The organism is Asticcacaulis solisilvae (assembly GCF_017875235.1).
Taxonomy (GTDB): Bacteria; Pseudomonadota; Alphaproteobacteria; order Caulobacterales; family Caulobacteraceae; genus Asticcacaulis; species Asticcacaulis solisilvae_A.
Map to the genome: position 1 here is coordinate 208,356 of NZ_JAGGMI010000004.1, position 14,907 is coordinate 223,262.

General features: G+C 61.6%; 7 protein-coding genes. 2 read left to right on the forward strand and 5 right to left on the reverse strand.

The window, feature by feature from the left end; translation table 11 throughout:
- Positions 1-144 precede the first annotated feature (144 nt).
- From J2X24_RS09265 to J2X24_RS09280, 4 genes are all read right to left on the reverse strand, one after another.
- Complete coding sequence (locus J2X24_RS09265) at positions 145-3,582, reverse strand: TonB-dependent receptor domain-containing protein (protein ID WP_209719990.1); 3,438 nt, start codon at positions 3,580-3,582, stop codon at positions 145-147.
- 606 nt (positions 3,583-4,188) lie between these two features.
- Positions 4,189-7,320, reverse strand: coding sequence for a TonB-dependent receptor (locus J2X24_RS09270; protein WP_209719993.1), 3,132 nt, complete (start codon positions 7,318-7,320; stop codon positions 4,189-4,191).
- A gap of 127 nt (positions 7,321-7,447) precedes the next feature.
- Positions 7,448-8,440, reverse strand: a complete 993-nt coding sequence (locus J2X24_RS09275) for a FecR family protein (protein ID WP_209719995.1) — start codon at positions 8,438-8,440, stop codon at positions 7,448-7,450.
- Positions 8,434-8,913 carry an RNA polymerase sigma factor gene (locus tag J2X24_RS09280; protein ID WP_209719998.1) on the reverse strand — a complete coding sequence of 160 codons (480 nt, stop codon included), beginning with the start codon at positions 8,911-8,913 and terminating at the stop codon, positions 8,434-8,436. Before J2X24_RS09280 ends, J2X24_RS09275 begins: the two co-directional genes overlap by 7 nt.
- Positions 8,914-9,068: 155 nt before the next feature.
- Between J2X24_RS09280 and J2X24_RS09285 the strand changes: the two genes are divergently transcribed.
- Positions 9,069-10,451, forward strand: a complete 1,383-nt coding sequence (locus J2X24_RS09285) for a CehA/McbA family metallohydrolase domain-containing protein (RefSeq protein ID WP_245344580.1) — start codon at positions 9,069-9,071, stop codon at positions 10,449-10,451.
- A gap of 77 nt (positions 10,452-10,528) precedes the next feature.
- Here the strand turns inward: J2X24_RS09285 and J2X24_RS09290 are convergent, their stop codons facing one another.
- Positions 10,529-13,288 carry a TonB-dependent receptor gene (locus J2X24_RS09290; RefSeq protein ID WP_209720001.1) on the reverse strand — a complete coding sequence of 920 codons (2,760 nt, stop codon included), beginning with the start codon at positions 13,286-13,288 and terminating at the stop codon, positions 10,529-10,531.
- A gap of 199 nt (positions 13,289-13,487) precedes the next feature.
- Between J2X24_RS09290 and J2X24_RS09295 the strand changes: the two genes are divergently transcribed.
- Positions 13,488-14,549 (forward strand): phosphatidylinositol-specific phospholipase C1-like protein, encoded by a 1,062-nt coding sequence (locus J2X24_RS09295; RefSeq protein ID WP_209720004.1) that lies wholly within the window; start codon positions 13,488-13,490, stop codon positions 14,547-14,549.
- The last annotated feature ends 358 nt before the right edge of the window (positions 14,550-14,907 follow it).

The window sequence follows — 14,907 nt, forward strand, 5'->3', positions numbered from 1 at the left end:
CAAGACGGGCACCTGAAACGGGGAGTCGAAGGTACCGTAGAGGGAAAGAACAACCGGAGACGAGGGAGACAATCGGCTCCGGTTGCGATACGCGAGGTGCATTTCCAGCCGAAATGATCGGCGTACGGAAGTGCGATACAAAACCTAGTACTTGTAGCGGATACCCATGGTGATCACCCGCCCGGTCGAGCCGTACTGGCTGACAACCGGATCGGTGTAAGCATACCGGTTCGACGTCTCATTGGTCATGTTCAGACCTTCCAGAGAAATCGTAATGTTCTTTGTCGGCTTGTAAGTGGCCGCAAAGTCGACGTTGAAGGTGCCTTCGCTGCCGCCGAACTCGTTGATCAGAGGCGAATCGCAGACGCCCGGATCGCACGAACCTGCCGCCAGCGGGTAGGTGGTGTAGTATTCCGCACGCTGCGCCGCCGAGACGCGCGCGCTCCACTTTTCCGTCTCATAGTAGACGGTGAGGTTGATGGCGTCGGGAGACGCGCCCAGCCAAGGACCGTCGCCGTAGAGCGGCTGCTTGGTGTAGGTCGTGCCGTCCGCGCTCTTCACACCCGGATCGAGGATGTAGGTGAGGTTCGACTCGATGTGGGTGGCATTGAATTGGACACCCAGATTGTTGAACGGTGCCGGCAGGAAGGTCATGTCCTGCTGATAGCTGAACTCCCAGCCCTCGAGCGTACCACCAGGCGCATCGCGGAATTGACGCGCAGTGGCTTCATAATCCGCGTCAATATAGGCACGGCGGAAGGCGTCCGCGGTATTGGCAGCGGAGAATTGAAGCTTGAGCGCGTTCAAACCTTCGGCGTCGAAGAAGGTCGACAGGGGCGCTGAATACAGGATCGTCTGCGGATAGGACTCGATGTCCTTCTTGAACACCGCAAACGACAGCAGACCGTTCTTAGCGAAGTACCATTCGGTGCTGAAGTCGTACGCGTTGGCGCGGAACGGCGCCAGCTTCGGGTTACCAACCGTCAGGGTCGCGCCAATCGTGTTGCCGTCACCAGGGATGGAGATGGCGGTAACCGCAGGCGACAGGTTGCCGAGTAGCGGACGCGCCATGACCTTTGACGCACCGACACGCAGGTAGAGATCGTCCATGACCTCCCAAGCCGCGTTGAACGACGGCAGGGTATCGTCATATTCGTTTTCACCGTAGATTCTGCGGCCGACATTGGTCTCGCCGATCGAATTGACCTGAGTCCTGACCTGGCGAACACCAATATTGCCGAACATGTTGCGACCGAGGATGTCGTAGTTGAAGTTCAGCTGGCCATAGACGCCTTCGCTCTTTTCCGCGACCGAGAAGGTCGCCGAGCGATTGCGTTTCTGCGTGATGCGCCAATCACCCCACTTGTTTACGCAGTTGCAGGTGAAGTTGAACAACGCGTCAAAGGCTTCGATGCTGGGCGCGAAGAAGCTGGTAACCGAACCCTCCGGCACGTCCAGCCCTTGGCCGAACTCGATAATGTGACCCAGCGACGCTGCTGTCACGCCGGCTTCCTTTTCCGTCGGGTTCAGCGTGTCGGTGTTGCGCTCCAGCTGGTTCGTGTCGAAGCCGTACTCGCGGGTCACGGCGCCGAACTTGAAAGTCAGGTGCTCGTTCCATTCCCAGGTGAAGTCGGCCTTGGCTCCGTCATAAGTGTTGTTGGTCGTCCGCACATAGTTGCGAATGGCCGAGAAGCCCTTGACCACACCCCACCGTGTCGGATCCGCGACGTTCCAGCCCGGATTCAGGACAGGCATGCTGCCGTGTGCCCGCTCATCGAACACAAAGCTTTCCGGCGTATCCATGGCGTTGAACTCAACCAGCAGACCCTGGTTCTCGTTTCGCGACTTCGATGCACCAATGGTGAAATCAGCGGAGAAGGAGTCGGAGAAGCGATGGCTCAGATTAAACGAGACCTGGGAGAACTCGGTCGTGTACTGGCCGCGATCCGCGCCGGAACGCCAGTCGACATTGGATAGCTTCAGGTATTCGGCATTGCCGTCGTTCACTTCCGCATCGAGCACCTTGACGGCCGGGCGGCCGATCAAGGACTGGCGGAAGGCCATGCCGTCCGTCGAAGCGATGTAGCCGACTGACGCCGGATTGTTGTAGTAGTCGTACGGATCCAGGTTGAACGGGTTGTAGCTGAAGCCCATGCCCGGCACGAGTGCGCCGCCGTACAGCTGCTGACCACAATCCACCGCCGGGTTCAGCTCCGTTTCAGCCTGCGCCGTACATTGACCCGGATACATGGCGCGCTTGTTGGCCGTGGTCAGAGCCGCACCCGTGCGGTTGGTCGCCGTCGGCAGGTTGCGGCCATAGGCGAACGTATTGCTGGTGTTGTTGCGATTCAAGCCGACCGGTGAAATCTGATAAATGGTCGATTCGTTCTCGAACTTCGAATACAGGCCGTCGATCGTCAAGCGCGTCTGGGGCGCCAACTGGACCTGAAACGAGGTCGTGATACCCAGGCGTTCCTGCATCAGGTCCTGCTGTTCGATCGAGGGGAGGGCCGGGAAACGCACCAGCGAATCGTTACAACCTCCCGGTGTCGTCGCCGTCTGACCCGCCGGAGGCTGGGCCGCTGCCGCCGCACAACCCGGATACAGCTTCGCATAGGCCGCCGGATCCGAGCCCGTCATCGCCGCATAGGCCGTGGGGTTGGCAAGCGGGTTATAATAGTTGATCGGGTTTGCTTTGTAAGCATCCAGAGCCGCGCCGGTCGTCCCGGTCGGCGGCGGAATCAGGGCGCGGAACTGGGTGCCGGTTGGCGCCGCGAAACCTGCGCGGCCCGGCAGTTCATCACCCTGCCAGGCTGCACCGCGATAAGCGTAGTCGGACTGCCCGACGCCACGGCGATATTGATCGTTTTCGGACTGACGCTTGGAATAGGCGATCGAGCCCAGGAAGCCCAGCTTGCCATCGGCCCAACGGCGCGAAAACAGTCCCGTGATGCGCGGATTGTGCGAGCCGCCGTTTTCGTAGTAGGTGTCCTGCAGCGAGAAGGCGAATGCACCTTCCTTATAGTCGAACGGACGGCCGGTTTGCAGGTCGACGGTAGCGCCCAGCGAACCTTCGTCGGTTTCGGCCGAAGCGGTCTTGCGGACCTTCAGCGAGTTGAACAGTTCCGAAGCGAACGTGTTGAAGTCGAAAGCACGTGAACGGTTGGGAGAGGTGCCTGCGTCGTTGGCGCCGCCCGTCGACAGGGCTTCGAGATTGTTGATGCGGACGCGGGTGAAGTCGCCGCCCAGTCCGCGTACGGAAATCTGGCGGCCTTCGCCGTTGTCGCGGTCGATCGAGATGCCCGGGATACGCTGCAGCGATTCCGCCAGATTGGCATCCGGGAAGTCGGCAATGTCCTCAGCATTGATGGCGTCCAGCATGACGTCGGCGCGACGCTTGGTATTGATCGCGCTCTGCAGCGAGGCGCGATAGCCAGTCACGACAACCACATCGTCCTGCGCAGGCGCCTCGGTCGCAGCGGGTGCATCCTGCGCGTGCGCCCCATGCGCCAGCGCCACGACGGAAATCCCCGCCAGCAGCATTCCCCGCATGGTTACGCCGCGAATTCTATTCGTCTTCATATTTACTTCCCTGTTTGCCTACGAAGCTTATGCCGCTTCAAACCTGTTACCGGGCCCATCGATTTTTGGGCCCGAATTTTTGGACACCGGTGTCACAACGCAAACCTCTGCGACAAGACACCCATGATCGCCAATGTTATCGGTAACTATTCGTAAGGCGCAATAGATAATATAACGAATTATCATCGCACGTCATTTAAACAAATTAAATGTTGTCCATTTACAACACAAAACATAATGCAGTATAGATGTGAAAAATCGCGCTATTTTTATTTAAAAATAGCCTGGTAAACTTCATCTATAATAGGGTCATGGCTGAGTTACAGCCGATTTCCTGGCATAATTATGTGGCGCATCCTGCTTCCTTTTGCACCGTTTACGGTGTCTTGTCGGTTGCAGAACCCTTCATGCGTCGGCATGAACGGGCTCCGTCTATGAAGACGAACAGCTCGAGGCCTGCGGACAGAGTTTTTGAATTTTTTTTGAAAGCTTGAGGCGATCAGCCAGGATTAGAGCGATACGGCAAAAAGTGTGAAGCGGTTTTTGCCTATAATATCGCGACAAAACAAAAACTTAGATCGGAATGATGTTTCCGACAAAAATTATCTAGTACGTGTAACGTACGCCGAGATAGAACTTCCGGCCGCTCAGGCGATAGTCACCGACCAGATGCCGGTCGGTATGATCCCAGGTCACATTGGCCTGGTTGGTGAGGTTCAACCCCTCGAACGTTAGGACCAGGCCAGGCTTCAGTTTATAGCTGAAGGCACAGTCCCAGTAGGTCGCGGCGTCCACGCCGCTGGCATCGGCATTGTAAAGCCCCGGGACGGTTGTCAGATAGCTGTCGCGGTAATTGGTCGACAGCCGCGCCTGGATCGGCCCCCTGTCGTAATAAATCGAAGCATTGAAAGAATTGCGCGACAGATGCGTAAGGTCGGCCTCGACCACAGCGGAACCGGCGGCTGTCGTCGTCTGGTACTTCACCCGGCTTTCGACATAGGTGTAGTTGAACAGGACCCCCAGGCCCGACCAGGCGCCAGGCAGGAAGCGCAGTGGCTTCTGGTAGTTCAGTTCGACGCCGGTAAGTGGCCCGCCCGGGGTATTGACGACGCTTGAGATCGAAAACTCGTCGGCTGGCGTCGTGTCAGTCCCATTCAAGAGCTCCGCCGGCAGGCCCGTCGTCGAATAGGGCGCGATCCGCGTCACATTCTGAATAAAGGTAGATATGTCCTTATAGAAGAGGCCAAGGGCGACAAACTCGCCCTGCGCTGGATACCATTCGTAGGACAGGTCATAGCTGGTGCCGCGAAACGGCTCCAGGTTCGGGTTACCGGTCGTCACGAAGCGCCCCGCGCCCCGCACCGCGACATTGGTCGACTCCGCCAGGCTGGACAGGGGCGGACGCGCCATGACCCGGGCCGCACTGAAGCGGACCACCGTATTTGAATCCGGCTCCAGCGCCATGTTCAACGACGGCAAGATGTCGTCATAGTGCCGGTTGGCCGTTGTCAGGACATAGCCCACGTCGTCGGTGTCATCGATCAGGTTGGTGTAGAAGATCGAACGCTGGCGCGTCCGCACGGCACGCACGCCAACATTGCCGTGCCACGGCTTGCCGAACAGCTGGCGCCGGAAGTTCAACTGGGCATACACAGACAGGTCGTTTTCGGTCACCGCCATATTATAGCCGCGCGCCATAAGATTGGTGGTCGACAGGGCTGTGCGGCCACTGTTGGCGAACAGGTCATATTCCGCCACAAAGGCATCGATGTCGGGCTCAAGCCAGCAGCGCGCGGTACCGGCCGGCGGGGCGATGACGTCGAGGCCGCAGAAGGTCTGCGTCAGATCGGACATGCTTCGTGATGGCGCCGGGAAATTCGACTGCCCCTGGTCAAACAGATAGGCGATACTCTGGAAGCTATAGCGCTTGGCTTCGATGCCCGTCACCAGATTGGCCTGATCGGACAAGATGTAGGTCGCCTTCAGCCGCGCCGTGTCATAGCCATAACGCGTATAGTTTGGGCGAAAGCGGATTTCGGGGCTGGTGCTGCCCGATCCGCCCGGAATGGTGACGCGCGGCCCGAAATACCAGTTGTCCGGGTTGGTCAGGTCGAAATTGTAGCTGATGGCCGGATTGTCCTGCCCCGTCTGGCGGATATCGTAGGAATAGCCGTCGACATTGTAGCGGTCGATCTGGGCAAAGATTTCGGTGTCGTTGTCGAAGTGCGACCGCGAGCCGGCGATAATGGCATCGACCGTCAGGCGCGGCGAGACCTGGTGCCGGACTGATATAGAAGCCTGGCGGAAGGTGGTGGAAAAATCTTCATACACCTGCTCGGAGCGGACATCGACATTGTCGAACACGCCGTAGGTCAGGGTATTGTTCGCGTCGAGTTCGACGCGGCGCGGCACGATTTCCGGCTTGCCGCCCTGGGACGCCGCCCGGCTGAATCCGATCGCCTCCAGGAAGTGATCGTGGCGAACTGTGTGAAAGCGCGAATACAGCCAGTCGGCGGTGACCAGCGTCCTGTCCGACACCCGCCATTGCGCGCTGCCGGTCAGGCTGAAGCGGGTCTGGTCGCCGATCAGGTGGGTGTAGCGGTAAAACTGCGGATGATAGACGGTCTGCTGGTTGGCCAGGTCGTAGGCCGCCGTGGATGCCGCCAGGTCGTCGGCCGGCACGTCGCATATGCCCCCTGTGCCCGTCGTCGGCTTGCAGAAGCCGCCATTGGCCGTGCCCTGATTCCAATAGCCGCTATTGGCGCCCTGGATTTCCAGTGGCGTGGCGGCATAGGCCATGGCGACCAGAACGCCGAAACGGTCATTGGCGAAGGTATCGCTGACCATGGCAGTGGCGCGCGTGCCCACCCTCTGGTTCATGTCATTATAGCTGGCCTGGATGGCCATGGCGCGTTTCGGCCCCTTGCGGTCGAACGGCCGGGGCGTGGCCAGGCTGACCGTCGCGCCTAAAGAGCCTTCCGGCAGGTCGGCGCGCGACGTCTTCTGGACATCAACGCGGTTGAAAATCTCCGACGGGAAGACATTAAAGTCAAAACCACGCCCGCGATTTGTGCCCTGGCTCAGGCCATCGGTCGCGGCCTGAGCCTCGACGCCGTTGATTTCGACGCGGGTGAAATCGGCGCCCAGCCCGCGCACCGACACCGACCGGCCCTCCCCCTGGTCGCGGCTGATGGCGACGCCCGACACGCGCTGGATGGCCTCGGCCATGTTGTTGTCGGGGAACTTGGCCATGTCCTCGGCCACGATGGTGTCGGCGATTCCCCCAGAGCTGCGCTTCAGGCGAATTGCCATCTCCAGGCTGCTGCGATAGCCCGTGACCACGACAACGGGGGACTCGACGACCGGCGCATCCAGCGTCTCCACCGGCTTCGCCGCCACAATGCGCGGCGGCGTCCGGGCAGGGCCACTTACCGCTGTTTTCACGACATAGGTACCGCCGGCCTGGGTGTAGCTGAGATCAGTGCCGGCCAGGAGGCGCTGCAGCGCTTCGCCCACCGAAAGCGCCCCTCGAATGGCGGGCGCCTGCCGGTTGGACACGGCATCCGGCGAAAACACGATATTGGTCCGCCCGGCCCGGGCGACTTTCAGGAGGGAGTCCGACAAGGCGCCGGGTGGCACGTCGAAGGTAATGCGCGTTTGCGCGTGCGCACAGGCCACGGCCATAATGGCCGACGCCACGGCGACGCTTCCGCCAAAAAGCTGCGCGCGAAACTTCATATCCCTGCCCGGTATGACGGGCGCTATTCTTGTTGTGACGCCCGCCGCAATGAAACGGCGCCGACATGACCGAAACCGTCACAACAGCTATGACACAGGCGTGTCCGGACCGGAAGCGATTAGAAACTTACCGCGTCAATTCGATCGCCGATGCGGTCCGGCGGACACGGACGCCGTTCAGTTCGGCCACGGCGGTGGCGAAATCGGCCGGGCGGTTGATCTTGAACAGGCCCGACACGCGCGTGCGCGCCACCACAGCATCGGTGACGACAATCTTGGTGGCGCCATAGCGGTTCAGCTCATTGGCGGCGTCGAGGATGGTGGTGTCCTTGAAGACCACCTCGCCCTGACGCCACGCGACCATGGCCGAGACAGACGGCCGGTCGACCATCAGGTTGCCGGCGCCATCGACCGTGGCGCGTTCGCCCGGCGCCAGGATGACCTGGGGCCGGAAGTCCGATCCGCCGTCGGCCGAAGTCACGCGGTTGCTGAGCTCGACCTTGCCCCGGACAAGCGTCACCCACAGGTGGTTGGGCTCGCGGCGCACAACGAAGGAGGTGCCCAGCGCCTTGACCTGCTCCTGTCCGGCCAGGACGGTAAAGGGCCTCTGCGGGTTATGCGCGACGTCGAACATGGCTTCACCGCGCACCAGCTCCAGGTGCCGGCGGTCGCTATGATAGGTGACCAGCACCTTGCTATCGGTATTGAGCGCCAACTGCGAACCGTCGGCAAGCGTCGCGACGTGCTGCTGGCCGACGCCGGTTTCGTAGATTTCGGTCCTGGCCGACGACAGGTATATGCCTCCCAGGACAAAGGCCGCGGCAGCCACGGCGGCCGCAATACCGATGGCGAAAGTACGGCGCTGCGGCTGCGCCTTTCGGCGCGGGACGTCATTGGCGGGCTGGCGCTGAAAGGCGGTGGCGCCCGGCAGGATTTCCCACAGGTCGGTCACCTGCTGAAAGGCCGTCTCGTGCGCCGGGTCGGCCTTCAACCAGGCCTGGAACGCGGCATCGGTATGGGCCGTGCGGTCGTCGTCCTGAAGCCGGAACAGCCAGGCCGCCGCTTCGGCGTCGATCTCATCGCGCCGCTTCGTTTCTGGGGGCGTCTCCGGGCTCACCATCCGTCCATCCACTTCTTCAATTCCAGGGTCGCCCGGATAATCTGTTTTTGCACGGCGGCGGGCGTCATGCCCTCGCTGCGTGCGATCTCTTCAAAACTCGTCCCCTCCAGCCTTCGGCTGAGCAGCATGCGCCGCGTCCGTTCCGGCAGGCGGTCCAGCCCCTCGGCCGCGCGGCGCAGTTTCGCTCTCGCCTGCATGGCCTCCTCGGCGGAAGGCGCGTCGTCCGGCACCGGCATGAAGTCCGACGCCATGTCGACAAAGGGCGAGTGCTTGCGCCGCCTGGCCTTGTCGCGCGAGAGGTTGACGGCCGTCGTCACCAGCATGGCTTCACGCGACTTGACAACTTCTCTTTGCTCGTAGGCCTGCACGCGCAGAAACGCTTCCTGAATGAGATCGTCGGCATCCTGGGTCAGAACGCCTTTCCTGAGGACAGCGCGCCGGGCCTTTTCAAGCATGTCTGTTAAACTACGCATGTGGTCCGTCGACTGTCCCCAAGACCAAGACGAATTTCAAGGCTGCAGCGGACACAGTCTGAAATTTTATTTCTGAAATTTCAGCGGCCCGGCATGTAATATAGCTGTCACCACGGCGCAGTATCGCACCCTTATAGTTCACACAAGGTGTCCGGATGCGCAGTTGTCTCCTCGTCTCGTCGGCTTTTATGGCCGGGTTCCTCTCTCCGCTAAGCGCAGGCGCAGGTGAGCGCCATTGGCTGGCGGGCGATCACCACGTCCACAGCCACTATTCCGGGCGCTATGTCGACGGCGTCTACAAGCTGGGCGCCGACGGTATCTATCCGCTGGCCAGGAACGCCGAAATGGCGCGCGGCTTCGGCGTCCGCTGGCTGGTCGCCATCGACCATGGCGGGCTTGGCCTGTCGCGCCAGCGCTTCGAACAGCAGTATCCGGAACTTCTTGCCTCGCGCGCAGCGGTGCCCGAGGTCATCCAGTTCCACGGCATGGAGCTGGATACGCCGGGCGGCGACCATTCCAGCCTGATCATGCCACTGACGCCTTCCGAAGGCGAGACGCTGCGGTCGCTGGAAAGCCGCTATGCCGCCGACGAGGTCGAGGACCCGGCGCGCGACGATACCGCGAAAATGCTGCAGGCCCTGGTCGAGATGCGAAACGCTTCGCCTCGCCCGCTGGTCTTCGCCAATCATCCGTCGCGGTCGGCCAAGGGTGTGACGAACTATCACGGCCATACGCCGCGCGAACTGCGCGCGTGGAATGACACGGCGCCAGAAGTGGCGGTCGGCATGGAGGGAGCGCCGGGTCACCAGGGCACATCGCTGAAGCCGAACGCCACCCCCGAAACCCTGCGCAAGCGTGGCTACTACGTCAACTCGCCGACCTTCGGCGGCTTCGACGCCATGACGGCGACGGTCGGCGGCGTGTGGGACTCGTTCCTCGGCGAAGGCCGCCACTTCTGGATCACGGCGACCTCGGACTCGCACCGCAATATCGCCGACGGCGGCGAGGACTTCTGGCCCGGCCAGTACGCCAAGACCTATGTGCTGGCGCGCCCCGAGGCTGACGACATCATGGACGGTTTGCGCCATGGCCGCATCTTCGTCACCACGGGTGATTTGATCAGTGCACTGAATATCAACGTCGCGGGTGCCGGCATCGGCGAGACGGCGACGGTCAAGACCGACCAGACCGTGAAGGTTTCGATCACCGTTCGCGACCCGGCAGGTGCCAACGCCCATGGCGACCGTCCTGACGTCAGGCGCATCGACCTGATCATCGGCGACGTCACCGGCCCAGCCGCGCCGGACGCCGACCGGAACCCGACAACCAGGGTCGTCAAGCGCTTCACCGCCGCCGACTGGACGCGCCACGGCGAAACCTTCACCCTGTCATACACCTTCAAGGCGACAAAGGACGGCTATCTGCGGCTGCGCGGGACGTCCACGGACGAACTGGAGCCGCAGCCCGATCCGATCGGCGAAAACCCGTGGCCGGACCTATGGTTCTATTCAAACCCGGTCTTCATCGACGTGAAATAAAAAAGACCCCCGAAGCCAGGCTTCGGGGGTTTCGAGTTACGGGAAGACGGCCCTTGCGAACCGCCCCCTCGCTTTAATCAGAACTGCATGTTGACGCCGACGAAGTAGGTCGAGCCGCTGGTCGTCGTGTTCCACAGGCGGCGCGCGCCCTTGGAGCCGGCGTTCGGCCAGAAACTGTTGTACTGGACTTCGCGTTCGTCGGTCAGGTTGATGGCGTCGAAGGTCAGGCGGATCTTCGGCGTCAGCTGATAGAAGGCCGCCGCGTCGACATAGGTGGTGTCTTCGAAGCCACCGCCATCGATCGTGTAGTCCGAACGGTAGTTCGACGACACGCGCGCGCCCCACTTCGAGGTTTCATAATAGAGCGTCATGTTGGCGTTGACGTCCGACATACCCCAGATGGCGCCCTTTTCTTCAACGCCCTGAATGGTGTTGGTCGTCTCGGAGTCGACCAGGGTCACGTTGGTGACGACGCCCAGATTGTTGAACGGCGACGGCAGGAAGAAGAAGTCCGTCTGGCCGCTCAGCTCGATGCCGCTCAGTTCGGCGTCGCGCAGGTTGACCGGGCGAGTGTACTCGTTGACATTGCTGCTGCCCGTCACGCCGGCGGCAAGGCCATCCGGCAGGCCCGTGGATTCGTACGAGACGTTGGTGACCTTCTTGCTGACGATAAAGCCGTCGATTGTCTTGCTGAAGACGCCGGCCGTGATCATGCCGACGCTGCCGAAATACCATTCACCCGATAGGTCGAACTCGTCCGACATGTAGGGCTTCAGGTTCGGGTTGCCGGTCGACACGGTGATGGTGTTGGTCGTGGTGTCGTTGCTGACCGAACCGTTCATGGCGTAGGCCGTCAGCGACGGACGGTTCAGGTTCTGGGCGGCGGCGGCGCGGATCTGGAAGCTGTCCGAGATTTCCAGGACGGCGTTCAAGGCCGGCAGGGTGCCCGAATAGGACTTCTGTACGGTCACCGGCGTGGTCACGCCCTTGACGCTCATGAAGCCGGTCGAGGTCAGTTCGGTGTCGTAGCCGCGCAGGCCGGCGTTGCCGCGGACCGGCTTGCCGAACAGCGTGCCCCGGAAGTCGAGCTGCAGGTAGGCCGCGTTGGTGTCTTCCTCGACGCTGTAGTCGTTGGCGGCGACCTTGTTGACCGTGCGGGTCACGCCGTAATGTTGCAGGGCGCGGTCGAAGTCGGCGATGATCCAGTCCTGGTCGTCGTGGTCGGTGAACAGGACGGCATAGGCGTTGACCTTGTCGTCCGGACGGCTGCCCCAGGTGCCGTTTTCCCACTCGGCCTTCAGCACGTCGTCATTGGTGTAGGAGCTGCCCGAGTTCTTGAAACCGCGGTTCGACAGACCGCCCTTCAGCGTGAAGTTGTCGTTGAAGACGTAGGCGAGATTGATCTCGGCATTGTCGAGTTCCGTCATCTGGAAGGTCGACGAGAAGTCGATTTCGTGGGCGCGGTAGTTGTTGGCGTCCTTGGTGTCCCACTTGTAGGTGTTGTAGGCGTAGTACGGGTCCTGGGTATAGTCCGTGACCAGGCCGCCGAAGGCTTCCATGTAGAACTTGTCGGAATAGGGCAGGTTATATTCCGACTTTTCGCGGCCGATATGTCCGTTGATGTTCAGCTTGTCCGACACCTGCCAGTCGCCGGTCAGGACCAGTTGGTTGAAGATGTTCTCTGCGCGCTGGCGGCGGGTCTCGGTGGCGAAGACCGTGTTGTCGACGTCAGCATAGACGATCGAGTTGTATTCGTCGTACTTGATGCTGTTGAGCGACGGCGGCTGCTGCGCGCTGGCGGCTATCCCTGAGTGCTTCATGGCGGTGCCGAGGATGGTCGAACCGACCGAGGCGCGCGTCGCCAGGTGCAGTTCGTCGCGGTCATTGCTGAATTCGCCGTGCAGGTGATCCAGCGTAAAGGTCATGTTTTCGACCGGACGCCACTGGATGGCGGCGGTGACGCCCAGGCGCTCCTGTTCCGAACCCCAAACCGACAGGCGGTTGCCGCGCTGGAAGACCAGGTCGCCGTTGATCGCCTTGGCCTGGTCGGCGGCGCTCAGCTTGGTGACGTTAGCGGCCAGGGCCTTCTGGATGCCGGCGCCATAGGTGTTGTAACCCTGCTCTTCGGTGCGGCGCTTGCCGTAGGCGACCGAGATCAGCGCGCCGAACTGGTCGTCCCAGTTGTAGGACAGCATGACGGCGCCGCGCGGCTGGAAGTCTTCCGTGGCCGAGTTGGTTCCGCCCTGGATCGAGGCCGCGCCCTTGAAGCCGTGGCGGTAGTCGAACGGCTTGGCGGTGTAGAGGCCGACCGTGCCGGCCATGCCGCCTTCGTCCTGCTCGGCCGAGAACGACTTGCGGACATCGACCTTCTTGAACAGGTCCGAGGCGAACAGGTTGAAATCGAAGGCGCGGTCGCGCGAGGTCTGGCCGCGGCTGTCCATCGGCGAGTCGACGTTGCCGAGGACTTCCATGCCGTTCAGCTGGACGCGGGTGAAGTCGGGGCCGAGGCCACGCAGGGACACGCGGCGGCCTTCGCCGCCTTCGCGGTTGATGGCAACGCCCGGCAGGCGCTGGAGAGACTCAGCCAGGTTCAGGTCGGGGAACTTGGCCATGTCTTCGGCGACGATGGTGTCAGAGGTGATGTCGGCGGTCTTCTTGGCCTGGCGGGCGGCGCCCAGCGAGCGGCGAAAGCCGCGCACGACGACTTCGGATGAGGCGCCGTCGGAAGCCGTGGCGGCAGTGTCGGCGGCGGCTTGTGCAAAGGCGGCCGGCGCCAGCAGCGACAGCGTCACACCGAGCGCGGTGCCTGCCAGAAGAAGGTTGGTGGATTTGGACATGATGCATTCCCCTTGCCGCCGGAATGGGAGGATGGCGGCATCGGGGTGGCCGGTAGGTGTCAATTGTGAAGCCGGCGTTGCAATCGTGTTAAGGATTTTTGAATCATGGCGTTATGTGGCACATGATTGTCGATCGATGTCATTTTGTCATGTTGGGGTGGTATCGGCGCTACACCACCTTACCTTACGGAAGCTCCCCATGAAGCGCGCCTGTCTGCTTTTCCTCACGCTCCTGGCCGGTCCTGCCGCTGCCCAATCGCTGGAGCCCACTGCGTCAGCCGGACTGAAAATGACCGATATCCAGACGATCGGCACGCACAACAGCTACAAGGTCGCCATCCCGCCGCAGGAACTGGCCATGATCCGTTCGCGGTCCGAAGAGAGCGCGAAATCGCTCGACTACAGCCACCTGCCGCTGGCGCAACAGCTTGACCTCGGCATGCGCCAGCTTGAGATCGACGTCCTCTATGATCCCGAAGGCGCCCGCTACGCCGCGCCCGTGCTGCCGAAGATGAGCGGCCAGCCCTATAACGCCACTGGCATGGATGCGCCGGGCTACAAGGTGCTGCACATTCCCGATGTCGATGTCCGCAGCCACTGCGCGACCCTGATCCGCTGCCTTGAGATCGTCCGTAACTGGTCCGACGCCCATCCGCGCCACGTGCCGATCCTGATCATGATGAACGCCAAGGACGGCGGGCCGAATGTGCCGGGCGGCGTCAAGGCGCTGGACTACGACGCCAAGGCGTTCGACGCGCTCGACGCCGAAATCCGTTCGGTCTTCGGCCCCGACCGGCTGATCGCGCCGGATGAGGTGCGCGGCGGGCACAAGAGCTTACGCGAAGGCGCGCTGGCGGGCGGCTGGCCGTCCCTGGAAGCGGCGCGCGGCAAGGTTTTCTTCGCTCTCGACGAAAACCCGAAGAAGGTCGATATCTACATGCGCGGCCATGCGTCGCTGGAAGGCCTGCCGGTCTTCGTCAACTCAGTCGGCGAGGACGCCGCCCACGCCGCCTATTTCACCATGAACGATCCGGTCAAACAGTTCGACCGCATCCGGGCGGCGGTCAAGGCGGGTTTCATTGTGCGCACCCGCGCCGATGATTCCACCACCGAAGCACGGACGAACCACCTCAGCCGATTTGAAAAGGCCCTGGCATCGGGCGCGCAATATATCTCGACCGATTACCCGACACCGCGCAGTGAGTGGAGCCCTTATAGCGTCCGCCTGCCCGACGGCCAGGCCGCGCGCAAGCGTCCATAATCACTGTTATTTGCCCGCGCCCAGCGTCCAGGCCAGGCCGAAGATCAGATTGCGGCTGCGCGGACTGTAAGCCTGTTCCTGATGGAGCGTCGCGGTGTCGGTCACCGACCTGCCCTTTACCATGGCGAACGGATCGGCAGCGATATCATGGAAGCAAGATAACCCCGTTCTGGAGGCAGGATTGCGAATTAAATTTGTTTAATCCAAGCCGGGGAAAATCTGCGGTTATCCGCCTTAAAGATTTGTGGAAAAAGGGTTTTTCCTTGCCTTGAACCGGCAGGGCGAAAACGGCCATCATGTTTCCATCATGAAAAAATCCTGTGGTGCGACACGTCCCCGCCCAGCTTTGACGGTATCA

What these genes read in the sequence shown, in the direction of transcription:
- J2X24_RS09280 (WP_209719998.1), bottom strand. Translation starts at nt 8,913, where the DNA reads ATGCGTAGTTTAACAGACATGCTTGAAAAGGCCCGGCGCGCTGTCCTC.
- J2X24_RS09265 (WP_209719990.1), bottom strand. Translation starts at nt 3,582, where the DNA reads ATGAAGACGAATAGAATTCGCGGCGTAACCATGCGGGGAATGCTGCTG.
- J2X24_RS09295 (WP_209720004.1), top strand. Translation starts at nt 13,488, where the DNA reads ATGAAGCGCGCCTGTCTGCTTTTCCTCACGCTCCTGGCCGGTCCTGCC.
- J2X24_RS09285 (WP_245344580.1), top strand. Translation starts at nt 9,069, where the DNA reads ATGCGCAGTTGTCTCCTCGTCTCGTCGGCTTTTATGGCCGGGTTCCTC.
- J2X24_RS09270 (WP_209719993.1), bottom strand. Translation starts at nt 7,320, where the DNA reads ATGAAGTTTCGCGCGCAGCTTTTTGGCGGAAGCGTCGCCGTGGCGTCG.
- J2X24_RS09275 (WP_209719995.1), bottom strand. Translation starts at nt 8,440, where the DNA reads ATGGTGAGCCCGGAGACGCCCCCAGAAACGAAGCGGCGCGATGAGATC.
- J2X24_RS09290 (WP_209720001.1), bottom strand. Translation starts at nt 13,288, where the DNA reads ATGTCCAAATCCACCAACCTTCTTCTGGCAGGCACCGCGCTCGGTGTG.